The sequence below is a fragment of the Rhodococcus huquni genome, assembly GCF_055231055.1.
In genome coordinates, this window is sequence record NZ_JBUYWE010000006.1 from 237,911 (window position 1) to 260,387 (window position 22,477).

Below are 22,477 nucleotides of genomic sequence, written 5' to 3' on the forward strand. Positions count from 1 at the left end.
GCGCGTGTCTCCGCAGCCTGCAATCACGAATGAATTACAGTGACCGCAGCGTAAAGTCGCGAGCCGGCGCGATAAGGAGGTCAACGTGCGAGAGCTTCGAGTTATCGGTCTCGAATCGGATGGATCGCACGTGGTGTGCGCTGATGCGAGTACCGGCGAGAAATTCCGGCTACCCGCCGATGACAAACTCCGCGCGGCGTCCCGCGGAGATGTTGCTCGACTCGGCCAGATTGAGATCGAAATGGACAGTCAGCTCCGACCCCGAGAAATCCAGGCCCGTATCCGCGCCGGTGCATCCGTGCAGCAGGTGGCAGACGAAGCCAGCATTCCGGTGTCCAAGGTCGAACGCTTCGCCTACCCGGTCCTCCTCGAACGCTCGCGCGCAGCCGAAATGGCGCAGGGCGGACACCCCATTCGCGACAACGGCCCTGCCGTACCCACCCTCTCCGAGATCGTCACACTCGCGTTCCGCGCTCGTAGTCACAACATCGACGAGGCGACCTGGGACGCGTGGCGCGACGAAGAGAACCACTGGGTCGCACAGTTGCAGTGGCAGGCCGGTCGCACCACCAACGCGGCTCACTGGCGCTATCAGCCGGATGCCCACGGCGGCACCATCGTCGCGCTGGACGACACTGCCTTCGATCTCATTGATCCCGACTTCGGACGCCCGTTGCGCGGACTCGCTGCGGTCGCCGCCACGTCGCCCGAACAGCTCGAACTCTCCGATTACGCAGAGGACGACGCCCAGGAAGAGGATTCCGGCGCCGAGATCATCGAGGTCGAGACCGCCGAGGTCGTGGCAGATTCCACGGAGTCCGAAGAGGACACCGACGAAGCTCCCACTCCCCCGGTGGCACCACGGTCCGTGACCCAGAACAAGGACAAGCGCGGAAAGCCCGCATTGCCGTCCTGGGACGACGTTCTCCTTGGGGTTCGTAGCAGCGGTCGCTGAATAACCACCCGAAATCGGTAGCGGCGTCGTACCCTTCAGGCAATCAGCGGAAGAGAGGTACGCGTAGTGGGGGCGAGGGTATCCACGATCTGGTTCGTCGACACACCGGATCCTGCTGCAGTTCTTCGGAATGCGGGTGGTCCGGATTTCGAGGCCTCGCGCGCGGTGGCCGAAAACCTGAATCCGAACATGGAACTCGCACCGACCGGTGTCATGCCGCTGGCGAACGCGGCGGGTGTCACCGACGACGTGTTGTTCGTCGGCGCTTTCCCAGGACTCGTGGTGGTCTGCCATCAGGATCTGTCCGCGTCGAGCCCCAAAACCGCAGCGCAGCGGTGGCGTTCGACCGTTCGCTCCCACAGCACCTACCTCGTCTCGTCCCGGCCGGAGGACGCGTGGGGTTCGTTCGCCATGTGGGAGGGCGACACGCTGCGTCGCTCCTTCTCCTCCGCGCCGGTGACGATCCTCGAGGACGACGGCATTCCGTTGCTCTGGGAGCGCGCGTACTGGGCGGGCGACTTCCCCCTCCAGCACCCGCCTGGCGTGCTGCCCGATCCCCAGTCGCTCCCCTTCCATCCGCAACAGTTCGCCGAGGCGGCCAACCTCGAGTGGCTCGGCTTTCGCTACACAGGTTCGCGCCCCCAGGGTGAACTCGACCCGGCATCGATCGGGGTACACGGATTCACGGTGCATCAACCGGGTCAGGCGCCGCGAGTGACACCGCCACCGGCCGCCGCCTCTGCTGCAGATCCGCGACCCGGCAGCGCCGACCGACAGGCCGAAGAGCCCGTCAAACGCTCTCTTCTCGGCCGATTCCGAAAGAAGACCCGCTAGCAGATCAGCCGATCAGCACCATCGTCCACGCGGCCGGGATTCCCACCGCGGTTCCGTACACCATCCACCGCCAGATGGGCAGATTCCGCAGGCGCCACAAAGTCGGTATCAAGCCTGCCGCAACCACTGTGCTGAGCAACACCGCCAGCGAAACGTCGATCCGCGCGAGTTCGGACGAGAACGTCACCATCGCCACCGTCACGAACGCAGCGCTGAACACCGTGAGCGATACCCCGGTGAACCATGGTGTCCGTGCAGAAGTGCTGTACACGATTCCGTTTCGATCCGGGAGGATCTGCACTAGTTCGTCCTCACGCGCTCATAGAACGCCATTGCCGCCGCCGTGGCGACGTTGAGGGAATCTGTGCCCGGTGCCATCGGAATCCTGGCCCGAACGTCGGTGGCCCGCATCGCGTGCTCGGTCAATCCCGGTCCCTCTGCCCCCAGTAGCAATGCCACCTTGTCCCCCGTCATCGCAGTCGCCAACGTCTGTTCCGCCGGATTCGGGGTCAACGAGATCAGCTGGAATCCCCTGTTCCGCACGGCGTTCAAGCCACGCGGCCACTCCGGAACCTGCGCGAACGGAACACGGAGAACGTGCCCCATCGATACCCGCACAGACCTACGGTACAGCGGGTCTGCGCACCCCTTTCCGAACAACACGGCGTCCACACCGAGGCCGGCGGCATTGCGGAACATCGATCCGAGATTCTCGTGATCGTTGACACCTTCGAGGATCGCGATGGTTGCGGCGCCGTCGAGGACGTCGTCCAGTTCGAGCGCCGGCGGACGATGCGCGGCCGCGAGAACTCCGCGGTTCAAGTGGAATCCGACCACCTCGGCCATGACGTCCGCGGTTGTCCGGTAGAACGGCACGTCCACATCGGCCAGATCGTCTTCGAGTTCGTCGAGACGGCGCTGCACACCGAGCAGGCCGATGGGGTCGAAGCGCGATTCGAGCAGTCGCCTGGCCACCAGCACGCCCTCGGCGATCACCAACCCCTTGCCCTCGGGGAGATCAGGCCTGCGGTCGGACGAGTTCAGATCGCGAAAGTCGTCCAATCTGGAGTCTGCGGGATCTGCGATGTCGATGACGTGAACCACCGGTCCAGTCTGCCGCACCCACGTCGAACACCCCGAATCCGGGTCATCGGGTTCGAGAAGGCCGAACGAGCTACTCCTCGTTGACGAACGATGTGATGATGGCCACGGCCTCGTCGAGCGTCTTCAGTTGATCCGCGTCGAGATTCGCCAGCTTGGAGTTCATCCACACCTCGCGAGCGTGGGTCTCGTCGGCGATAAGGGCAAGGCCGGTGTCGGACAGGGTAACGATGATCTGCCGACCGTCGGTGGGGTGCGGAGCCCGTTCGACCAGGCCGAGGCCGACCAGCGAAGCGATGACGCGCGTCATCGACGGGGGCTGGACCCTTTCCTTGGAAGCAAGGTTTCCCGGGGTCATCGCGCCGTCGCGCGCCAGTGTTGCCAAGGCGGACAGCTGGGTCAACGACACCTTGGCGTCGGCCCGACGGCCTCGAAGGTGTCGTGCCAGGCGGACCACAGCCAGGGAGAGGTCGCTCGCGAGCGCACGTGAATCAATCGTCACGATTGAGACAATACGGTAACGCTCGAACCTCGGATCAGGTAACCGCGTCCGTGATCGGTTCCACAGCGAAATAGGCGACGAACAGTAGAGCGACCACCCACATCAGCGGGTGAATCTTCTTGGCCCCGCCGCCTGCCGCGTTCAGTACGACCCACGAGATGAAGCCGACCCCGATGCCGTTGGCGATCGAGTAGGTGAACGGCATCACGACCATGGTGAGGAAGGCCGGCAGCGCGATGGAGAACTTGCTGAAGTCGATGTCCCTGGCCTGGCCGATCATCAAGGCGCCGACCACGACGAGAGCCGGCGCGGCAGCCTCGATCGGTACCACCGAGTACAGCGGGGTCAGGAACATCGCTGCGAGAAAGAGCAGACCGGTGACGACGTTGGCAAGCCCTGTCCTCGCGCCTTCCGCGATACCGGAGGCGGATTCGACGAACACCGTGTTGGACGAGGCAGAGGCGCCACCGCCGACGATGGCGCCCGTTCCTTCCACGACGAGCGCACGCCCGATGCCGGGCAGGTTGGCGTCCTTGTCGGTGAGACCAGCTTCCTTACCGAGGCCCGTCATGGTGCCCATGGCGTCGAAGAAGTTGGCGAGAACGAGCGTGAACACGAGGAGACTCGCTGCGAGAACGCCGATACGGGTGAAAGCGCCGAACAGGCTGACGTCGCCGACGAGGCTCAGGTCGGGCAGTTCGGCGAACACGCTCGGCATCTCGGGAACGCTGAGGTTCCACCCCTTCGGGTTGGTGCCGAGCGATGGACCGACCCCGAACACCGCTTCGATGATGGCGGCGAGCACCGTTGTCACGACGATGCCGATCAGCAGGCCGCCGCGCACCTTCCGCACCACGAGCACGCTCATCAGCAGGACACCGAACACGAAGATCAGGGTGGGCCACGACCCGATCGAACCGTTGATTCCCAGACCGACAGGGACGGTGGTGCCTGCCTCGTCCGGAATGCGCCGAACGAACCCGGCGTCCACCAGTCCGATGAAGGCGATGAACATGCCGATACCGGCCGCGATCGCCGACTTCAGCGGCGCTGGAATGGCGTTGAACACCGCGGTACGGAAGCCGGTCAGCGCCAGGACGACGATGATGATGCCGTCGATCACGACGAGCCCCATGGCTTCCGGCCACGTCACCTGAGGAGCGATCGTGACGGCCAGCAGGCTGTTGATACCGAGCCCCGCTGCGATCGCGAACGGATAGTTGGCGATCACGCCGAACAGGATGCTCATCAGGCCGGCCACGAGCGCCGTGACGGCCGCGACCTGAGTGACGGGAAGGATGTTGCCCACGACGTCCGTCTTCGCCACCGCGTCGTCGGCCGAGAAGCTGCCCAGGATCAGCGGGTTGAGTACGACGATGTAGGCCATCGCCACGAACGTGACGACACCGCCGCGTACCTCCGCCACGACGGTGGAACCCCGCTCGGTGATCTTGAAGTAGTTGTCGAGCAGTTTCGTCGATACACCCATGAGAGAGCAGATTAGTGTGCGCGGCCGGGGTAGCGTTGCTTTCGTGAACGATCGACCGACATCCGATTCTCTGCTCGACCGCTTGGCGGACCCGCGACCAGCACTGATTCTGGGAACCATCGCGTGGATCATCGCCGTGGTCGTGGTGATCGTCACGAATGGCGGCTGGTCCGACACCGCAACCACGTGCGCGGCCGGCGTCGGCGTCGGGCTCGCCGGCTACGCCCTGTTCTTCCTGCAGCGCCGATCGGCTCGCCGTGGCAGCCGCGGGGCCCAGCAAGGCCTCGTCTGAACCGGCAGACCGCCTGCTAGGCCGCTGTTCGCATCGCAGGCAAGCGTCGCGCCACCCACACGCACAGCATCACCCACAACGCCCCGAAGGCCCAGCCTGCCAGTACGTCCGTGGTCCAATGCGCGGCCAGGTAGATGCGCGACAACCCGACGGCGAGCGTGTAGAGGCCGAGACATACGTACGCGGCCGTTCGCGCCACGGCGGGAATATGCAACCGGGCGAGCACCACGACGACGACACACACGAACGTCGACGTCATCATGGCGTGGCCGGACGGTAACGAGTACGACGAGATCTCCACCAGGCGTAGTGGAACGGGCGGGCGCTCCCGCGCGAACGCCAGTTTGGTCCCGCTCGACAACGCCCAGCCGGACAGCATCACCGCGGCAACGAACCAGGCCGAGCCGCGGTCGCCGCGCAACAGAAGTGTCGTGACGATCACTGCGGAAGCGATCCATACCGCGATGGTTCCGCCGGAATCGGTGATCACGGTGACCGCATCCACCCATCCGGGCGTTCGTTCGGACACCGTGGCGTCGAGAATGCTCTGGTCCATACCCGTATAGGCGTCAGTGCCTGTGGAAGCCACCGCGATGCGTCCTTCCAGCCGAGTCCACCCAGCCGTCGACGACGAACTCGCCCTCGACCGCACCGGTGCATCGCACGACGAGTTTCTCGTGCACGACGACCTCACCGTCGCGAGCGGCCGAACTGTCACGCACGGCCGGGCCGCGTACGACGTCTTCGAGCACCAACTCGGGCTCCTGCGTCCATGTGGTCTCGCGCCCGGTGCTCACCACCTCGCCGAACACGACCTCCGAGGCCGGCGGTATGTCGAGCAGCGAGGACAAGGCTGCGGCTGTGGCGATGTCACCGACCACGATTCGGTCGTGCGGTAGCACCGCGGACATCCATGTCCGGTCGAGGACGAATGCCTCCGCCGGATCGATCACGGCCCCGGACAGGGCCCGGACGAAGGGCGGCAGGTCGAGGTCGTCCACGTCGACGCGACCCTGATCGATCGCCTCGGCGAGGAGGCGATGCGTCCGAACGATCACTGCGGGTGCGGGCTCCCGATCCGCATCGGACAGTCGTTCGAGCATCAGCTGAGCCAGTTCTACGTCGTCCACACGGTCGGCGGCGAGCACCGCCGACAACGAAGCTGCGTCGACGTGCTCGAACGGGTCGAGAATTCCGGTGAACGTGGAATCACCCGGCGCGCGGAACATCCCCAGCGCAGTGCCCGCCACGACCGCGTGATGTCGAAGCCACCAGGCTGTGTAGCCGTCTCGATCCATCGTCGATCGGCGGGTGATCGGATCCTCGAGGAGCAGTTCCAGCGCCTCGCCCCAGCGGTTCTCGTCCACGAGATCGAGGTCGCGGACCCCCTCGAACACCTCGGGATCGTCGGACAGAGTCTCCCACCACAGGTCTTCGTCTGCGAGGTCGTGGTCCGGGCCGGAGGGCAACTCGGAGCGGACCACCGTGAATCCCCATCCGACGCCGATCGCACGTAGCGCCTCCGTACCGAACGTCTCGGCCTGGACCGAATCCACCACCCCGAACAGCGAATCCGCGACCAGCACCTGCGCTAGCGGGGAGCCCGGCAGCAGTAGTTCGTCTGCGGGTCGCAGGTCCCCCACTTCGTCACGAAGCAGCAGTTGGCCTGTCCACGCGGGCAGCGTCCCCACCGGGGCGTGAGCGGCCAGGGACACCACGGTGGCAGTCAGACGCGCTGCCGGTTCGGCGTCTCCCGTGTCCTCGTAATCGTCGGACACATCCTCGATCAGCGCCCGCAGCGCCGGGTCACTCAACAGATCCGACGCGGTAGCGGCACTTGCTCCCAGACGGGTGAGGAGCGGATGCGCGGCCGCCGGATGTACCAGTCGAGCCCATTCGACCTCGGGCGTTCCCACGGCATCCTGGTCGACCTCGGGTCCGACCACCACCGTCCGCGGACCGGTCACCGTGCGGCCGTCCGACAGCGGAACCGGAATCGCCGCAAGCTCTTCGGCCGCGATTCCGTCGTGAACCAACGGTTCGAGAGCGGAGTACAGCCTGCGCCACCACTGCGGCTCGTGTTCGGACCCACTCAGGATCTCGGCGATACGTGCCAGTCCGAGACGATGGGTGTCGACGGCAGCGAGTGCACCGGCATGACGGTGACCGGACAACTCCGCCGGTACCAGGCCGCCCACCACGGTCTCGAGCAACTCCACGAGATCCGCACTCGCCCCGGGCACCACGGTCGCCCGGCCGGGGGCCACGTCCGTACCGGCCACCGTCGGCACCCACGGTTCGGCGCACAGTTCGCGAACGATGCCGTCCCTCAGTTCGGAATCGACCTCGCTACGCGCGAAACCCGGAACGGGAACGAGTTTGGGACGCTGAGTGGGCGGCAACGCAGCAACGAATTCGGCGTAGCCGCGGGCCAGTTTCGAGAGTTGCGCACCCGGCAGAACGCGGCGCCGATCGGGCTGCATCGCAACATCTGCCACGACGATGACGGGAATCGAAAGCTCCTCGTCGGATCGTGTCGGGGCACGCAGCACGTCCTCCGACACGGGCTGTACGACGCCGTCGCGCACCGGGACGATCCAGCGCGCGTGTTCGGTGCGGTACTGCCACCACACGTCGTCACCGATCGTCACCTCGGTCACACCGGACGGCAGGACCCGCTCCGTGCGGCGCAGATCCACGGAGCCCACCCGAATCGACTCCAGGGAGGGCAATTCGAGGAGCAGGTCGAGCGCCTCGGCCTTCATGTGGCGCAGCAGTCGTTCCGCATCGACGTCGTCGCGTAGTCGCAGGACGACCTCGGAGGCCGCACCTTCGGACGGAAGTTCGGCCGTCGGCCACACCAGGCGCAACACGGGAACACCCGAATCCGGTTCAGGCAGACCCAAAGCTGCGATCTCGCCGCGAGTGCGCTGCGCCGAGAACGCGATCGAACCCGAGGCCGACCGCAACTCCACGTCGTCACTCACCGAGAGCACCGCGGTGAAGCCGACACCGAAGCGCCCGACCGATCCTTCGGACTTCGCGGACGCGCGCAGGGCTGACAACGCGACCACGCCGTCAGCGTCCAGCGGCGCGCCGGTATTGGACACCCGAAGCGTGCGGCCGTCCAGCGTCACCCGGACCGTGCCGGGTACGCCCGCCCGGGCAGCAGCATCGGCAGCGTTCTGAGCGAGCTCGGTGAGGAGCCGGTCACGATATCCGCCGCGAATCAGATCGGATTCGGTTGCCGCATCCTCGCGAAGACGAGTCGGTGACGTCTTCCAGGCGAGCAGCGTCGACTCACGCAGCGCGCCGGTGCCGAACGGATCGGCTACGTCGACGATGTGACTTCCTCATCGCCAGAAGGCTCGTCGATCGCCGGCCGCTCGGTGGGCGGCTGCTCGGTGCGCGGAGCCACCTTCACTTCTTCGACTGCCCCGTCGTCGTAGGCGTCGTATCGCGGCGAACCCGCTCCCTTGGGCAACGTGGTGTCCGAATGCGCACCGCAGCCGAAACCGGCATGCACGACATGCCCGTCGGCCGCCATCTCGTTTCCGCACACCCCGAATGCCGAACGCAGCGATCCTGCCAGCGGCAGGTAGAAGCCACACAGCCCGCACGTCGACGGCGCAGCTTTCGCCATCTCCGAACCGGGGCCGAACTCGCTCGAATACCAGCGCTCGGCCGCATCCTCGCGACCTTCGAGACTCATGACCTGCTTGCGGCCGAGACCGAGCACCAGAGCTGTCTCGTCCACGACCGGATCACCGGTCGCGGCGTACCCCGGCACCAGCCGCGGGTCCTGCTCCGGCGGCGCAAGTAGGTCGCCTGCGGACAGATCGCCGGGACGAACGCGCCGGTCCCACGGCAGCCACTCGGGTGCGAGAAGAGCATCCGGGCCGGGTAGCAACGCCAGTTCGCTGACGGTGGCGTGATCGGACGTCGGGTCGGCGGCAACCACGACGGCCCACTGCCAACCGCGATAGCCGGGGAGTTCTGCCACGAATCGGTGGGTCGCGGCGCAGTCGTCCTCGGCGGTGAAGCCGAGGTACTCACCGACCGGCCCATCGTGTAGTTCCACCAGCGCCGTACGGGCCAGTTCGACAGCGTCGGCCAGGACAGGGCGCGCAGTCGCGCGCTCGGGGGAAGAAGCAACACTCACGCCACCAGTTTGCCGCACCAGCGCAAGTACTCACCACGTGGGCTGTCATGCTGGGGCAATGACCGGTCCCCGGCCACGCCGTTCGAGGCGTAGTTCAGCCGCCACCTCGGTGGCGGCGATCGTCTCGGTCACCTGCGCTGCGACCGGATGCAGCGGACAGAACGCCCCGGCGGACGGCGCACCACCTGCCTCTCTGCGGGTCGAAATCATCGACACCCTCGAGCACGATCCAGCGGCTTTCACCCAGGGCCTCGAGATCCGCGACGGCGAACTCTACGAAGGCACCGGAATCGCGGGAGCCTCGTGGCTTCGCGCGTCCGACTTCCCCGGCGGCACCGTCCGCGAACAGGCCGACCTTCCCGACCGGCTGTTCGGCGAAGGCATCACCGTCACCGACGACAGCGTGTGGCAGCTGACGTGGCGTGACGGCGTCGCCGTGGAGCGAGACCGGACATCACTGGCCGAGAAGCGGCGAGTCGAGTACGACGGCGAAGGCTGGGGCCTGTGCTCTCGCTCCGACGAATTCGTCATGAGCGACGGGTCGTCCGACCTCACGTTCCGTGACCCCACCACGTTCGCCGTGAACCGCACGGTGGAGGTGAACGACGACACCGGCCCGGTCGATCGACTCAACGAACTCGAATGCGCCGAGGACGGCGGGGTCTACGCCAACGTCTGGACCACTGACACCATCGTCCGGATCGACCCGGAAAGCGGCCGCGTCACCGACGAGATCGACGCGAGCGCGGCCCGGAACGCATTGCCGTCGGGTACGTCGAACATCGACGTCCTCAACGGAATCGCCCAGATTCCCGGCACCGATCGATTCCTCGTCACCGGAAAGTACTGGCCCGCGATGTTCGTGGTCCGCTTCGTATCCTGAGACCAGGATTCCCGACAGGCGGAAGTGACCAGCATTGCAGGGGGTGTCAGTGGTCGTTCGCCGCGAGACTAGGACAGAATTGGAACTGTGACCGGACCGCGCGACCCCTACGACCCCGACGACCGTCGGCACTCCGACGGAGATTTCGAGAACTCGGTTCATCCCGGATACGACAAATATCCGCCGGCGTCGCGCGCGTCGTCCAGACGAACACCGCTCCCACCGCTTCACCCGACGAACGGGCAGGGCGGCGGTAAGGGCCGCAAAGCAGATCCGGATGCACCGAAATCGCCACGGGTTCCACGCAAGCTCACCGTGACCCGGGTTGCCGCCATGCGCAGCCGGGAGCTCACCAACAAGGGCATCGCCACGTTCCACCGGGCCGCCAAGGCGGACGGCGCGGACAAGTCGGGGCTCACGGCTCTCACCTATGCGGTGATGGCCAACAACGCCACCGACGCCGCACTGGCGGTGGCACTCGCCAACACGCTCTTCTTCTCGGCCGCTACGGGCGAGGACAAGACCAAGGTCGCGCTGTACCTGCTGATCACCATCGCGCCGTTCGCCATCATCGCGCCGCTCATCGGCCCGATGTTGGACCGGTTGCAGCACGGCAGACGCATTGCACTCGCGACGTCGTTCGGATTGCGGACGGCACTGGCCCTCATCCTCGTCTTCAACTTCGACAGTTGGGTTCTGTATCCGGCGGCCCTCGGGATGATGGTGCTGAGCAAGTCCTTCTCGGTGCTCAAGAGTGCGGTGACTCCACGTGTCCTACCACCGGAGATAGACCTGGTTCGCGTCAACTCGAGACTCACGGTGTTCGGCCTGATCGGCGGCACGATGGGCGCCGGCGCGGTGGCCGGCGGACTCGCGTTCGTCTTCGGCACGTCCGCGGCAGCCCTCTGGTTCACCGCAGTCGTCACTATCACCGGGGCCTATCTGAGTATGCGGATCCCGTCCTGGGTCGAGGTGACGGAAGGTGAAGTCCCGGCGACGATCAGCTACCACGGCGACGATCCCGCCACCGAGGTCATCCCGTCCGGCAACCCCGCGCCGACCAAGGCGATCAAACGGCGTCAGCCACTCGGTCGCGCCGTGATCGTTGGGCTCTGGGGCAACAGCACCATCCGCGTCCTTACCGGCTTTCTGACGCTGTTCATCGCGTTCGTGGCCAAGTCCGAGACCGAACACGAGCCGCTCGTACAGGCCGCAATGCTGGGCCTGGTCGGTGCGGCAGCAGCAATCGGCAACTTCGCCGGCAACGCCTCGGGGGCTCGACTCAAACTCGGCCGACCGGCGCTCATCGTCGTGCGCTGCACCGTGTCGGTGTGGATCATCGCGGTGATCGCCGCCTTCACCGACAACCTCCTCACCGCCGCCCTGGCCACGCTCGTCGCTTCCGGCGCAAGCGCGCTCGCGAAGGTGTCACTCGACGCTTCGCTCCAGCACGATCTCCCCGAGGAGTCGATCGCCTCCGGATTCGGGCGTTCCGAGACCGCCCTGCAGCTGAGCTGGGTCATCGGTGGCGCTTTCGGCGTTCTGCTTCCCACGGAGTACTGGCTCGGGTTCACCGTGGTCGCGGTGGTCCTCACCGTCGGGCTCACCCAAACCGTGCTCAGCTACCGTGGCAGTTCGTTGCTACCGGGGCTGGGCGGCAAGCGGCCGAACCTTGCCGACCAGGAACTGACCGAGCCCATCGCCACCGGCAGAACCGACCGAACACGACCAACCGAGCGACCGGGGAATGTGAACAGATGACTCTGCAGACACGCACCAAGAAGATCGTGGCCCTCGTCGCCGCGGGACTGCTGGTGGTGGCGGTCGCGTTCGGGGCCGTGATCACATTGCTGGTCCGAAACGCCGATACCCCGCCACCCAAGCTGACTGCGTACGCGCACGGAACGGCAGTTCAGGTACAGCCCCTCGCCTACTGCAGCCTGTACCTCGAAGACTGCGTCGAGGGCGAAACCGGCGAGCTGGACGTGCCGATCGGCTACCCGCTGCAGATCTCGGTGCCCAAGGACATTTCCGAGGCACCGTGGCGCATCGTCGAGGTCTACGCAACGCCGGAAGGCGAACCCGTCCTCGATGCCCGCAACTTCACCCCGGACTCGACCACGTCGGTCACCGTCGAATCCACCGAGGAACGGCAACTCGTCGGAGTGGAGATTCAGCTACCGTCCGCGGTGGTCGACGAACAGGGATTCCCGCACGTGCGGGCCGTCTGGTCGATCAAGACGGCCTGACGCGAGCGGCTCAGCTGTCGAGTTCGCGCGCGACGGCCCGAACGACCTCGGAGATCCGCTGAGAGGTCTTGCGGTCGGGGTAGCGCCCCTTCCGCAGGTCCGGCTGCACCTTGGCCTCGAGGAGCGTGATCATGTCCTCGACCATGCCGTGCAGTTCGTCCGGGGTGTGCTTCTTCGCCGACGGCTCCTTGCGGCCACCGCCCTGACGTACCGACGGCGCCGGTTCGAGCACCTGCACGCTCAATGCCTGCGGTCCACGACGTCCGGCAGCCATGCCGAACTCGACGCGCTGACCGGCCTTGAGGCCCTCGACGCCCGCGGGAAGAGCGGACGCACGGACGTAGACGTCCTCGCCCTCCTCCTGCGCCAGAAAGCCGAAACCCTTCTCGACGTCGTACCACTTCACCTTGCCGGTCGGCACCGCGTTCACCCGCTCATCACTCGAATGTGTTCGATATACAGAAGAACGCGCCCCACAACCGGTGCGGGACGCGCAGTCCGGATCATGGTACCTCGGCAACACCCACTCGGGCACCCGGGTTTCGACGCACTATCGTTGCTGGTGTGGCATCCGAACCGATATCCCAGCCGCCGTCCGACTCACCACGCGAGAGCAACACCCTGCTGCGGGTGGCGGCGGGGTTCTTCATCGTCGGTGTTCTGGCCATCGTGGCCATTTTTCTGACGCCCGTCCTGTCCGACGGCAAACCGGGCCTCGTGCTCTACCTACTCACCCTGGCGTGCCCCATCGGCTTCGTCCTCGCGATCGTCTTCGCTCTTCGATCGGGTCGCCGCGCCCGCTGACCACACCATTCACGAAGGACATCCGATGCGACTTCTCCTGAACATCATCTGGCTGGTCTTCGGCGGGTTGTGGCTCGCACTCGGCTACTTCCTCGTCGGTATCGCCTTCTGCATCCTCATCGTCACCATCCCCTTCGGTATCGCCTCGTTCCGCGTCGGCGTGTACGCCCTGTGGCCGTTCGGGAAGACGGTGGTGGAGAAACCGGACGCCGGCGTCGGTTCACTCGTCGGCAACATCATCTGGCTGGTCCTCGCCGGTATCTGGCTCGCACTCGGACACGTGGTCACGGCCATCGCGATGGCCATCACGATCATCGGCATCCCGCTCGCCGTGGCGAACCTCAAGCTGATCCCGATTTCTCTCATGCCGCTGGGCAAGGACATCGTCGACATCCGCTGACGCCCCATGCACACCTTCCGCCCCTCTCGAACCATTCCCACCGTGTCCGGACCTACCGCGAGCGTTACCTGTGAGCTTTGTCACATAACAGGACGATAACGGACGGGTGACAAGAGGGGGCCAACCCTCCTTCGGCGCGACTAGCTGGGAATAGGCAGTGAGGAGTCACGTTGCGTGCGAATCGACTTGGCAGCACCCGCCGACACCCCGCGTTACCAAATGGTGACACTCGGCCTTTCGACCGTTACGGTCATCCACGGCCGAGGAAATCTCGGTCACACCCGGCCCGCCGCGCCAAGCCCTGTCCCGCGGGTACCGGAGTCCCGACGAAGCATTCCAGGGACAGGGACGGGGGACCCAAAGTCCCTCAGGGAACAACCGTTCTCGGAAGGACACCGATTCGGACCAGCTCCGAATCTCGGGGTGAAGCCAGACCCTCTTCCAGCCAGGAGAGGCGAGGCCGGGCGACCTCTCAGCCCGAACCCGACAGCTGACCTCGCAGGCGCGTGTGGAGAGGATCTCGACAACCATGACCGGACGCCATCGCAAACCCACCAATACCGGCCGCACCGTCGCCAAGGTCGCCGTCACCGGCGCCATCATGGGCGTCGCCGGAGCAGCCTTCTCGGGCACCGCTTCCGCAGCCCCCGACTCCGACTGGGACCAGCTCGCCCAGTGCGAGTCCGGCGGCAACTGGGGAATCAACACCGGAAACGGCTTCCAGGGCGGACTGCAGTTCTCCCCCAGCACCTGGAGCGCACACGGCGGCGACGAGTACGCAGCCACCGCAAACAGTGCATCGCGTGAACAGCAGATCGTCGTGGCAGAGCGGGTCCTCGACTCCCAGGGTTGGGGCGCATGGCCGTCCTGCTCCTCGAGCCTCGGCCTGAGCAGCGCACCGACGCAGCGTGACGCGCCGGCCGCCACCCCGGAAGCACCCGAGGCGCCGGAGGCACAGGAAGCTCCCGCAACTCCGGAGCTTCCCGACCTGACCAGCCTGCCGTCGACCGAAGACACGGCTCCTTACCTCGACGCCGTCAACACGGCCCTCGAGACGGTCCAGCAGCAGGGCATCGAGATCGATCCGCAGATCCTCGACTTCATCGACGCCAACAAGGGACTGCTCGCACCGCAGTAATCCCCCGGTATCGACACCACGGCATCGATACGAGAAGGGCCCCGCACCTGATGGTGCGGGGCCCTTCTCGTATCGACCGCCTAGCGGTTGATGACGGTGCGCGGGTGCGCGTACGGCAGCGAGTCCGCGGGCAGCGGAAACTCGGTGTCCTCCCCGAACGGGGAAAGACCGCCTGCTCGGCTCGACGACAGCTCGGTCACTGCGTGATCTCCGTCTGCAGTTTCCGGCCACCCTGGATCGACATACTGCTTCTTCGAATTGTTAGCCACGAGGACATTTTGACAGGAGCGCGAAGCAACGTACAGCCCAGGTCTCTAATCTGATAGGCGATGACCGAAATCGACGACACTTCCGAGACCGCCGTGAGCGCGGCCACCTTCGCGGATTGGCTGGCTCACCGCTCCGACGCCGAGCTGACGGAACTGCTTCGGCGGCGCCCCGATCTGGCGGTACCTCCTCCTTCCACTGTTGTCGTCCTTGCCGGACGGGCGGAGCAGCGCGCCTCGGTGGTCCGCGCCGCGGACGATCTCACGACACTCGACTTCGGAATTCTGGAGATCCTCGCCCTCGAACACGCCGAGGAGGCCGGTGTGCCTCGTGAGGTACTCGCGGAAGCACTCGGGTCACGCGCTACCAAGAAGGCCGTGGACAAAGCGGTCGAAGAACTGCGCGCCTCCGCCCTCGTGTGGGGCGATCACTCACTGCACATCGCACCCGCGGTCGTCGCCACCATCCCCTGGCGCGTGGGACGTTCCACCGACTCGTTCGAAGCACTGAGCGAGTCGGAGATCGACGCGGCATTGAAGACCCTCGATACGCGTGAGCGCGAGCTTCTCGACACCCTCGCCCGCACGAGCTCGATCGGCCGAACCCGCGACGCGGCACCAGGGACCTCCCCCGACCGCCCGGTGCAACGACTCCTGTCGGCAGGCCTGCTTCACTGGATCGATGCCGAGACCGTGGAACTCCCACATCAGGTTCGGCAGGCACTGCGCGGTGAAGCAGTCTTCGACCCTACGTCCCTCACACCGCCCGCGGTTCCCACCAAGAAGAACCCTCCGGCCGACATCAATGCCGCCGCGGCCGGCGAATCTCTCGAGATGATTCGGCATTGCGAGAACGTGCTCACCCTCCTCGGCGAATCCCCTGCCCCTGTTCTGCGGGCAGGTGGGCTCGGCGTTCGTGAGCTTCGCCGGATAACCAAATCCGTCGGCGTCGACGAAGCCAGGGTGAGTCTGATCGCCGAGGTCCTCGCCGGCGCCGGGCTGATCGCGGCCGGTATGCCCGACCCGGCGCCCGCAGGCGACACCGGAGACTCCTATTGGGCCCCGACCGTCGCCGTCGACGCCTGGTCGAACGCGTCCACGGCGAAGCGGTGGCACACCCTTGCGGCGGCCTGGCTCGATCTGCCTCGGGTGGCGTGGTTCGTCGGAATGCGAGATTCCAACGACAAGCCCGTCGCCGCATTGTCGGAGGAGGCCAGGGCGCCCTCGGCGCCGCACGACCGCAGAGCGATCCTGACTGCATTCGCCGATCTCGGTAGCGGACGCAGCGCAACCGGCAACGATGTCAGCCGTCTGCTGTCGTGGCAGCGTCCCCGTTGGGGAGCGCGCATGCGCCCGTTCGCCGTGGAACGGACCCTGGCCGAAGCGACCTCCCTCGGACTCGTGGCTCACGGTGCGCTGAGTTCACCGGGGCGGGCACTGCTGCACGGCGGAGACGCCGAGGCCGAGATGCACACCGCCCTCCCCGAGCCCGTCGACCATTTTCTGGTTCAGGCGGACCTCACCGTTGTGGTCCCCGGCCCCCTCGCGCCCGATCTCCTCGAACAGCTCACCCTCGTCGCCGACATCGAATCCGCCGGAGCGGCGTCCATGTACCGGATCAGCGAGACAAGCATTCGCCGCGCACTCGACGTGGGCACGAGCGCGACCGAGCTGCACAGCCTCTTCTCGACTCGCTCACGGACACCTGTCCCCCAGTCCTTGACGTACCTCATCGACGACGTGGCACGCCGACACGGACGCCTTCGCGCAGGCGTGGCAACCGCCTTCGTCCGATGCGAGGACCCGTCGTTGCTGGCAGAAGTGCTCGCATCCCCGGTTGCGGAGCCGCTTGCACTGCGGGCACTCGCACCCACCGTCGCCGTCTCGCAGGCACCGCTGCGCGAAGTCCTTGCCGAGCTTCGGTCCGCGGGTTTCTCCCCCGCCGGCGAGGACTCGACCGGTGCGCTCGTCGACCTACGCCCGCGAGGCGCACGCATCCAGACCCGACGCCCCCGCGTCACCACCCGCACTCCCGCAATCGCCACCGACTCTCAACTCGAAGCACTGGTGCGCACCCTGCGCGCCGGTGATCTCGCGGCATCGGCGGGAGTACGAGGAGGTGTCCGGTCCGACGGTTCACGCGCCGGAACCGCTGCCACCCTTGCACTGCTCGCGAAGGCCGCGAGCAAGAAGTCCAGCGTCACCATCGGTTACGTCGACGCGCAGGGCGTGGCAACTCACCGCATCGTCGACCCGGTCAGCGTCGGCGGCGGACAACTGGATGCATTCGATCCCGCGACCGGCAGCGTCCGTAGGTTCACGCTCCACAGAATCACGTCTGTCTCTCCGGTCGACTGATTCCGGCCAGTTCGGCGGCCGCGTCGAGCAGCGCCCGCGACCGCCTTTCGATACTCGCGTGGCGCGCAGCCAGCGCGGCCTCGACCTCCGAGGCACTCCCCCGCGGGAAGCCCCGCATCACGATCCTCAGCGCCGGCACCCGATATCCGGCGCCTCGAAGTTGATGGACGATACGCGCGTCGCGTACGTCCGTCGGCGAGTAGCGACGCCTGCTTCGAGGGCCCTCACGGCCCGGGACCACGAGCCCTTCCGCATCCCAGTGCCGCAGAGTCGACGCGCGCACTCCGAGCGCCTCGGCCAGTTCTGCCACCGCCATCGCATCTGCAGAACGCACCTGCGCGATCGGTTCGGCAGCGATCGCCGCGACAGCCTTCCTGGTCAGCTCGAGATCCGTCCGCTCTCGGTGGAGTCCCGCGTGCGCAGCGTCGAGTAGCGCTAGGTAGCTCCCCTCTTCTCCTGGCACAGATTCTCGGTGCAGTGCCCGGAGCAGGTGTTTGGCATCGACCGGTCCCGTCGCGACAGCGAGCGCTCGATACGCACGCACGCACCGCACGTGAACCTCGCCGTAGACGCGGTACCCGTTGGGCGCGCGCGTGGCCGCCGGTAGCACGCCGATCGATTCGAGATTGCGTACCTGCTGAACCGAGCAGCCCGCACGGCGCGCCACCTCTGCGGTGCGCAACGTGACCGAATCGAGGGTTTCCACGAGTTTTCCTGCGCCTTCCGTGCTGATGCCTCCACAAGCACTTTAATGAAACGCTGGAACACATGACCATGAACGAGATCATCGACTTCGTGAGCAACTTCGACGACGTACTGGCCCTCCGCCCGGGACCCGGCGACGGAACCCCCGAAATTGCCTGGGGCGACACCTTCTTCTACTTCTCGCCCGACGGCGTGGTGCCGCCTGGCCAACCCTTCGCGACCATCGTCACCAAGGACTACCCGGACGACGATCGTTGCGGATTGGATGCCCCCGGCGCCTTCCGCATCAACGTCGCCGCCACCAAAGACGAGTTCGCCCGCTTCGCAGCAGAGACCGCGCCCGCCCCCGACACGGTCATCGCTCACCCGGTGTACGCGTCGGCGAACTGGCTCGCGGTGGTGAACCCCGGCCCGACGACCGAGCAGGCTGTCCGTGAGCTCTTGGAGTCCGCGTATACCCGAGCGCGCTCGAGGCACGAGCGACGCGGTTGAATATTGCCCGAAACCCCGAGTCTTTTCGGATTTTTTCCGACTCCGACGCATGGATTTTTCGAAACTGGCTTTTCCAAAAAAATGACGTATGGTCGGCCTTGTTGTGATTGCCACTTCGAAAGGGAGCGACAATGGCAGGCAAGGGTAAGGATCTGAAGAAACCCGCACAGTCGTTGAAGGAACGCCGCGCAGAAAAGCGCGCAAAGGTCGCGGAGTCTTCCGAATTCATCCGGAAGCGGAAGGGACACTGAGGGACCATCCGCATGATGTTCACAGCGACAAGCGAACTCGACGTCCTGTACGACGTGCTCAACCGCGCCCCGGAGTCACGGCCGGGCGCGGAGCAACACACCGCCGGATATCTCGCCGGAATTGCAATGGCACGTATTTTCGTGCTGGACGAGTGCGCATACCTTTCCGGCACTTTCGAGAAATCCGCCTAGAAAGGGCAACGGCAGAAAAAGTGAAAAGAACACTGTCAGCGCTCGACCGAATTCAAGTCCGTCTGGAACAAGAGCTCGATTCCGTTCAGGCGGTGACAGAAAAAGAACTCGGCTACCGATCAGGTATCGCCGAAGCGATCACGCATGTGATGGAAGCTCGACGAGTCGCGGCGGCGCGCTAGCTCCACAGATTCACAGCGTCACCTCCATCTCCTCACCGGTCCATGCGGTCCTCCTGCCACGCGACGTAGCGGGAGGACCGCATAACCAGGACAATGGCAAGGCTGGCTACATCCGGCACCGCTATCGAGGAGGTATCCGTGACCGACGGACCGTTGATCGTTCAGTCCGACAAGACTCTGCTGTTGGAGGTCGATCACGAACGTGCGGCCGAGGCCCGGCAGGCAATTGCCCCCTTCGCCGAGCTCGAACGCGCACCAGAGCACGTCCACACCTACCGCGTCACCCCGTTGGCTCTGTGGAATGCCCGCGCTGCGGGCCACGACGCCGAGCAGGTCGTCGACGCGCTGGTCAACTTCTCCCGCTTCGCGGTGCCGCAGCCGCTGCTCGTGGACATCGTCGACACGATGGGCCGGTACGGGCGCCTGCAGTTGGTGAAGAACCCGGCACACGGACTCACCCTTGTCAGCCTCGACCGCGCAGTACTCACCGAGGTGATGCGACACAAGAAGATCGCGCCGATGCTGGGCGCGGCGGTCGACGAGGACACCGTCATCGTCCACGCCAGTGAGCGTGGGCACCTCAAGCAGATGCTGCTCAAGATCGGCTGGCCCGCGGAGGACCTCGCCGGCTACGTCGACGGCGAGGCTCACCCGATCGACCTGGCCTTCGACGAGGGTCACTGGCAACTCCGCGACTACCAGGAGATGGCGGCCGACTCGTTCTGGGCCGGCGGCTCCGGCGTCGTCGTCCTGCCGTGTGGTGCGGGTAAGACGATGGTCGGCGCCGCCGCCATGGCGAAGGCGAAGGCGACGACGCTGATCTTGGTGACCAACACGGTCGCCGGCCGTCAGTGGAAGCGCGAGCTCATCGCACGCACTTCCCTCACCGAGGAGGAGATCGGCGAGTATTCGGGAGAGCGCAAGGAGATCCGTCCGATCACCATTGCCACCTACCAGGTGATCACCCGCCGGACGAAGGGCGAATACAAGCACCTCGAGCTGTTCGACTCCCGCGACTGGGGCCTGGTCATCTACGACGAGGTCCACCTGCTTCCGGCCCCAGTCTTCCGCATGACCGCCGACCTGCAATCACGCCGCCGTCTCGGATTGACCGCGACACTCGTCCGTGAGGACGGACGCGAAGGTGACGTGTTCTCCCTCATCGGCCCCAAGCGGTACGACGCACCGTGGAAGGACATCGAAGCGCAGGGCTGGATCGCACCGGCCGACTGCATCGAGGTCCGCGTGACGATGACCGAGGCCGAACGCATGGCCTACGCGGTCGCAGAGCCGGACGAGCGCTACAAGCTCTGCTCCACTGCACACACCAAGGTTGCCGTCGTGAAGTCCATCCTGGACCGGCACCCGGATTCGCCGACGCTCGTGATCGGCGCCTACCTCGACCAACTCGACGAGCTCGGCGAGGCACTGGACGCGCCCGTCATCAAGGGCTCCACCAAGAACAAGGAACGTGAGGAGCTGTTCGACAAGTTCCGAAGCGGCGAGATCCAGACTCTGGTGGTCAGCAAGGTCGCCAACTTCTCGATCGACCTTCCCGAAGCATCGGTCGCCGTCCAGGTCTCCGGGACATTCGGCTCACGCCAGGAGGAGGCACAGCGACTGGGCCGACTGCTGCGACCGAAGCACGACGGCGGTCAGGCGCACTTCTACTCGGTGGTCTCGCGTGACACCTTGGACGCCGAGTACGCCGCACACCGCCAACGCTTCCTCGCCGAGCAGGGCTACGCGTACCGAATCACGGACGCCGACGACCTGCTGGGACCCGCAATCGGATAGCGTCTTCACGTGCGACATTTCGAGTTCACGGTCGACCGTGCCTACGCAAAATCGGTGAATCAGACCTACACGGACCTGCGCCGCATGCAGATTTCGGCCGTCATTCTGGCCGTGATTCTCGTGGTCGGTGCCGTTTTTCTGATCATGTTGAGCCACGCGTGGTCCGTGGTTCTCGGGGTCGTCTTGATCGCAGGCGCTGTCACGGCGCTGTGGCTCGCGGTGTGGATGCCGCGCAAGATGGGCAGCATCGACGACCTCTATCGAAAGAATCCCTTGGTGCCGGCGATCGTGTCCGAACTGCATCCACGTGCGATGACGCTGCTGTCGTTGGTCGACATCGCGAAACCGGATGCCGAAGGCACTGCCTATGCGCTGGTCACCCGGAACATTCCGGTGCTGCCCGGCCAGAAGCAGAGCATCGGCGACAAGGTGCCTTCCGTGGCGCTGCTCGGGGACCGTGGCAAGCGGAGTACTGCCAAGACGTGGCAGATGGTCAGCCCTATGCCGATCGCCTGGGGTACCCGCGACAAGTCGGTCCGGGCACGCGCCGTCGATGCCATCGACCAGGCCGAATGGAAGTTCCTCGCATCCAAGATCGACGAGTCCGAGACCGTGCGCAACAGCGCGGACCAGCGCATCGTAATGGAACCGGGAGAGCTCCCCGAACAGCTGCGCTGAGAATCGCGCAGCCCGGTCAGTCGGTGGAACGATTCCGCCGCTTCTCCACAGTGCCCCGTACTGCGCGGGCGACTTGCATCAATGCGACGGCGCCAAGGCCATAAACGAGCAGCGTGTAGGGCCAGGGGCTATGGGTGGCCATCTCGAATCGCGGCTCGGCCTCGGTCCAGTACGTACATCGCACTCCGGCAGGGAACAGATCGTAACCGTGAGACCAGCCGATGCTGGGGTGAAATCCGCTCACGACGTCCGGATTCAATGGCCGCGGCGAGGAAGCCGAGCGCACCGCCGAGCGATAGGAATACGGATGCGACAACGGCTCCACGACGTACCCCGCGGCCTCGGGCGCGAAACGAAAGGTACGTGACGACACCCCAGAGCCCAACGGCGATCGCCACGCTAAGCCGAACCATGCCGATTGGCGCCGTCCGTGGTGCTCGTGGGCGGCGCTGCTCGGTACTCGGGTGTGTCAGGCGGCGTCGGGTCCGGCCCGGCCTGCATGTGCCGACTCTGTGTGGCGGGCGGGGCGGCGGTTCGACGGCAAGACCGGCCGACTGCCCGGCAGTCGCGGCGGCAGGAACCACGGATACCTGTCAGCACCCATCACCACCTCCCACTCGGAGTGGTGAATCAGTCGGTGATGAAACCCGCACAACAACACCAAATTGTTCATATCCGTCCGGCCGTGATCGGCCCAATGCACGATGTGATGCCCTTCGCACCACGACGGTGGTGCCCCGCAATTCG

Annotated in this window: 26 protein-coding genes and 1 riboswitch; of the genes, 14 read left to right on the forward strand and 12 right to left on the reverse strand. The window is 65.7% G+C overall.

All coding sequences use genetic code 11. From position 1 onward, the window contains the following. Positions 1 to 85 precede the first annotated feature (85 nt). On the forward strand, positions 86 to 955 hold the full coding sequence (gene sepH, locus ACZI8R_RS13840; RefSeq protein ID WP_463380204.1) for a septation protein SepH: 870 nt from the start codon (positions 86 to 88) through the stop codon (positions 953 to 955). Positions 956 to 1,021: 66 nt separating this feature from the next. Next, positions 1,022 to 1,789: a DUF6928 family protein gene (locus tag ACZI8R_RS13845; protein WP_463380205.1), complete on the forward strand. Its 768-nt coding sequence runs from the start codon at positions 1,022 to 1,024 to the stop codon at positions 1,787 to 1,789. 4 nt (positions 1,790 to 1,793) lie between these two features. Here the strand turns inward: ACZI8R_RS13845 and ACZI8R_RS13850 are convergent, their stop codons facing one another. The 4 genes from ACZI8R_RS13850 to ACZI8R_RS13865 all read right to left on the reverse strand — a co-directional run bounded on the left by ACZI8R_RS13850 (position 1,794) and on the right by ACZI8R_RS13865 (position 4,881). Beyond that, complete coding sequence (locus tag ACZI8R_RS13850) at positions 1,794 to 2,090, reverse strand: DUF2537 domain-containing protein (RefSeq protein WP_463380206.1); 297 nt, start codon at positions 2,088 to 2,090, stop codon at positions 1,794 to 1,796. Next, positions 2,090 to 2,893: a TrmH family RNA methyltransferase gene (locus ACZI8R_RS13855; protein WP_463380207.1), complete on the reverse strand. Its 804-nt coding sequence runs from the start codon at positions 2,891 to 2,893 to the stop codon at positions 2,090 to 2,092. The genes ACZI8R_RS13850 and ACZI8R_RS13855 overlap by 1 nt, the downstream gene beginning before the upstream one ends. A gap of 70 nt (positions 2,894 to 2,963) precedes the next feature. Then, a complete protein-coding gene (locus tag ACZI8R_RS13860) occupies positions 2,964 to 3,392 on the reverse strand; it encodes an Rv0880 family HTH-type transcriptional regulator (protein WP_463380208.1) in 429 nt (142 codons plus the stop codon). 34 nt (positions 3,393 to 3,426) lie between these two features. Next, positions 3,427 to 4,881: an NCS2 family permease gene (locus tag ACZI8R_RS13865; protein ID WP_463380209.1), complete on the reverse strand. Its 1,455-nt coding sequence runs from the start codon at positions 4,879 to 4,881 to the stop codon at positions 3,427 to 3,429. A 43-nt stretch (positions 4,882 to 4,924) separates the two neighbouring features. On the opposite strand from ACZI8R_RS13865, the gene ACZI8R_RS13870 reads away from it, so the two are divergent. Next, positions 4,925 to 5,173 (forward strand): DUF2530 domain-containing protein, encoded by a 249-nt coding sequence (locus ACZI8R_RS13870; RefSeq protein ID WP_463380210.1) that lies wholly within the window; start codon positions 4,925 to 4,927, stop codon positions 5,171 to 5,173. Positions 5,174 to 5,189: 16 nt separating this feature from the next. Here the strand turns inward: ACZI8R_RS13870 and ACZI8R_RS13875 are convergent, their stop codons facing one another. From ACZI8R_RS13875 to ACZI8R_RS13885, 3 genes are read right to left on the reverse strand one after another with little or no spacing between them, the layout of a single operon-like run. Beyond that, complete coding sequence (locus ACZI8R_RS13875; protein ID WP_463380211.1) at positions 5,190 to 5,762, reverse strand: phosphatase PAP2 family protein; 573 nt, start codon at positions 5,760 to 5,762, stop codon at positions 5,190 to 5,192. Beyond that, positions 5,743 to 8,481, reverse strand: coding sequence for a sacsin N-terminal ATP-binding-like domain-containing protein (locus tag ACZI8R_RS13880; protein ID WP_463380238.1), 2,739 nt, complete (start codon positions 8,479 to 8,481; stop codon positions 5,743 to 5,745). Before ACZI8R_RS13880 ends, ACZI8R_RS13875 begins: the two co-directional genes overlap by 20 nt. A gap of 23 nt (positions 8,482 to 8,504) precedes the next feature. Next, complete coding sequence (locus tag ACZI8R_RS13885; RefSeq protein ID WP_463380239.1) at positions 8,505 to 9,356, reverse strand: DUF3027 domain-containing protein; 852 nt, start codon at positions 9,354 to 9,356, stop codon at positions 8,505 to 8,507. Positions 9,357 to 9,393: 37 nt separating this feature from the next. Between ACZI8R_RS13885 and ACZI8R_RS13890 the strand changes: the two genes are divergently transcribed. The 3 genes from ACZI8R_RS13890 to ACZI8R_RS13900 all read left to right on the forward strand — a co-directional run bounded on the left by ACZI8R_RS13890 (position 9,394) and on the right by ACZI8R_RS13900 (position 12,467). Then, positions 9,394 to 10,218 carry a glutaminyl-peptide cyclotransferase gene (locus ACZI8R_RS13890; protein ID WP_463380212.1) on the forward strand — a complete coding sequence of 275 codons (825 nt, stop codon included), beginning with the start codon at positions 9,394 to 9,396 and terminating at the stop codon, positions 10,216 to 10,218. 87 nt (positions 10,219 to 10,305) lie between these two features. Further along, entirely contained in the window at positions 10,306 to 11,979 is a 1,674-nt protein-coding gene (locus ACZI8R_RS13895; RefSeq protein ID WP_463380213.1) for an MFS transporter, read from the forward strand. Next, the gene (locus ACZI8R_RS13900) at positions 11,976 to 12,467 is read left to right on the forward strand and encodes a DUF2771 domain-containing protein (protein WP_463380214.1); all 492 of its coding nucleotides are present in this window, start codon (positions 11,976 to 11,978) and stop codon (positions 12,465 to 12,467) included. The genes ACZI8R_RS13895 and ACZI8R_RS13900 overlap by 4 nt, the downstream gene beginning before the upstream one ends. A gap of 10 nt (positions 12,468 to 12,477) precedes the next feature. Here the strand turns inward: ACZI8R_RS13900 and ACZI8R_RS13905 are convergent, their stop codons facing one another. Beyond that, the gene (locus tag ACZI8R_RS13905; protein WP_463380215.1) at positions 12,478 to 12,888 is read right to left on the reverse strand and encodes a cold-shock protein; all 411 of its coding nucleotides are present in this window, start codon (positions 12,886 to 12,888) and stop codon (positions 12,478 to 12,480) included. Between the two features lie 143 nt (positions 12,889 to 13,031). Here ACZI8R_RS13905 and ACZI8R_RS13910 point away from each other — a divergent pair, with 143 nt between their 5' ends. The 3 genes from ACZI8R_RS13910 to ACZI8R_RS13920 all read left to right on the forward strand — a co-directional run bounded on the left by ACZI8R_RS13910 (position 13,032) and on the right by ACZI8R_RS13920 (position 14,809). After that, positions 13,032 to 13,271 (forward strand): hypothetical protein, encoded by a 240-nt coding sequence (locus tag ACZI8R_RS13910; RefSeq protein ID WP_463380216.1) that lies wholly within the window; start codon positions 13,032 to 13,034, stop codon positions 13,269 to 13,271. A gap of 25 nt (positions 13,272 to 13,296) precedes the next feature. Continuing rightward, positions 13,297 to 13,671: a YccF domain-containing protein gene (locus ACZI8R_RS13915; protein ID WP_463380217.1), complete on the forward strand. Its 375-nt coding sequence runs from the start codon at positions 13,297 to 13,299 to the stop codon at positions 13,669 to 13,671. Between the two features lie 314 nt (positions 13,672 to 13,985). Next, a riboswitch (cyclic di-AMP (ydaO/yuaA leader) is annotated at positions 13,986 to 14,192 on the forward strand. An 8-nt stretch (positions 14,193 to 14,200) separates the two neighbouring features. Then, positions 14,201 to 14,809, forward strand: a complete 609-nt coding sequence (locus ACZI8R_RS13920; protein WP_463380218.1) for a resuscitation-promoting factor Rpf1 domain-containing protein — start codon at positions 14,201 to 14,203, stop codon at positions 14,807 to 14,809. Between the two features lie 80 nt (positions 14,810 to 14,889). Here ACZI8R_RS13920 and ACZI8R_RS13925 read toward each other — a convergent pair whose 3' ends face one another. Then, entirely contained in the window at positions 14,890 to 15,078 is a 189-nt protein-coding gene (locus tag ACZI8R_RS13925; RefSeq protein WP_463380219.1) for a hypothetical protein, read from the reverse strand. Positions 15,079 to 15,138: 60 nt separating this feature from the next. Between ACZI8R_RS13925 and ACZI8R_RS13930 the strand changes: the two genes are divergently transcribed. Continuing rightward, a complete protein-coding gene (locus ACZI8R_RS13930; protein WP_463380220.1) occupies positions 15,139 to 17,433 on the forward strand; it encodes a helicase-associated domain-containing protein in 2,295 nt (764 codons plus the stop codon). On the opposite strand, the gene ACZI8R_RS13935 is transcribed toward ACZI8R_RS13930, so the two are convergent. Continuing rightward, entirely contained in the window at positions 17,408 to 18,139 is a 732-nt protein-coding gene (locus ACZI8R_RS13935) for a MerR family transcriptional regulator (protein ID WP_463380221.1), read from the reverse strand. The genes ACZI8R_RS13930 and ACZI8R_RS13935 overlap by 26 nt on opposite strands. Before the next feature lie 62 nt (positions 18,140 to 18,201). Here ACZI8R_RS13935 and ACZI8R_RS13940 point away from each other — a divergent pair, with 62 nt between their 5' ends. From ACZI8R_RS13940 to ACZI8R_RS13955, 4 genes are all read left to right on the forward strand, one after another. Beyond that, on the forward strand, positions 18,202 to 18,630 hold the full coding sequence (locus ACZI8R_RS13940) for a DUF6194 family protein (RefSeq protein ID WP_463380222.1): 429 nt from the start codon (positions 18,202 to 18,204) through the stop codon (positions 18,628 to 18,630). Between the two features lie 263 nt (positions 18,631 to 18,893). Then, a complete protein-coding gene (locus ACZI8R_RS13945) occupies positions 18,894 to 19,073 on the forward strand; it encodes a hypothetical protein (protein ID WP_463380223.1) in 180 nt (59 codons plus the stop codon). 320 nt (positions 19,074 to 19,393) lie between these two features. Then, positions 19,394 to 21,052 (forward strand): DNA repair helicase XPB, encoded by a 1,659-nt coding sequence (locus ACZI8R_RS13950; protein ID WP_463380224.1) that lies wholly within the window; start codon positions 19,394 to 19,396, stop codon positions 21,050 to 21,052. Positions 21,053 to 21,061: 9 nt separating this feature from the next. Continuing rightward, on the forward strand, positions 21,062 to 21,730 hold the full coding sequence (locus ACZI8R_RS13955) for a DUF3239 domain-containing protein (protein ID WP_463380225.1): 669 nt from the start codon (positions 21,062 to 21,064) through the stop codon (positions 21,728 to 21,730). Between the two features lie 16 nt (positions 21,731 to 21,746). On the opposite strand, the gene ACZI8R_RS13960 is transcribed toward ACZI8R_RS13955, so the two are convergent. Both ACZI8R_RS13960 and ACZI8R_RS13965 read right to left on the reverse strand, forming a co-directional pair. Next, entirely contained in the window at positions 21,747 to 22,103 is a 357-nt protein-coding gene (locus ACZI8R_RS13960) for a hypothetical protein (RefSeq protein WP_463380226.1), read from the reverse strand. Positions 22,104 to 22,199: 96 nt separating this feature from the next. Next, positions 22,200 to 22,477: HNH endonuclease signature motif containing protein (locus tag ACZI8R_RS13965; protein WP_463380227.1), on the reverse strand; the 278-nt coding region annotated here is incomplete at its 5' end.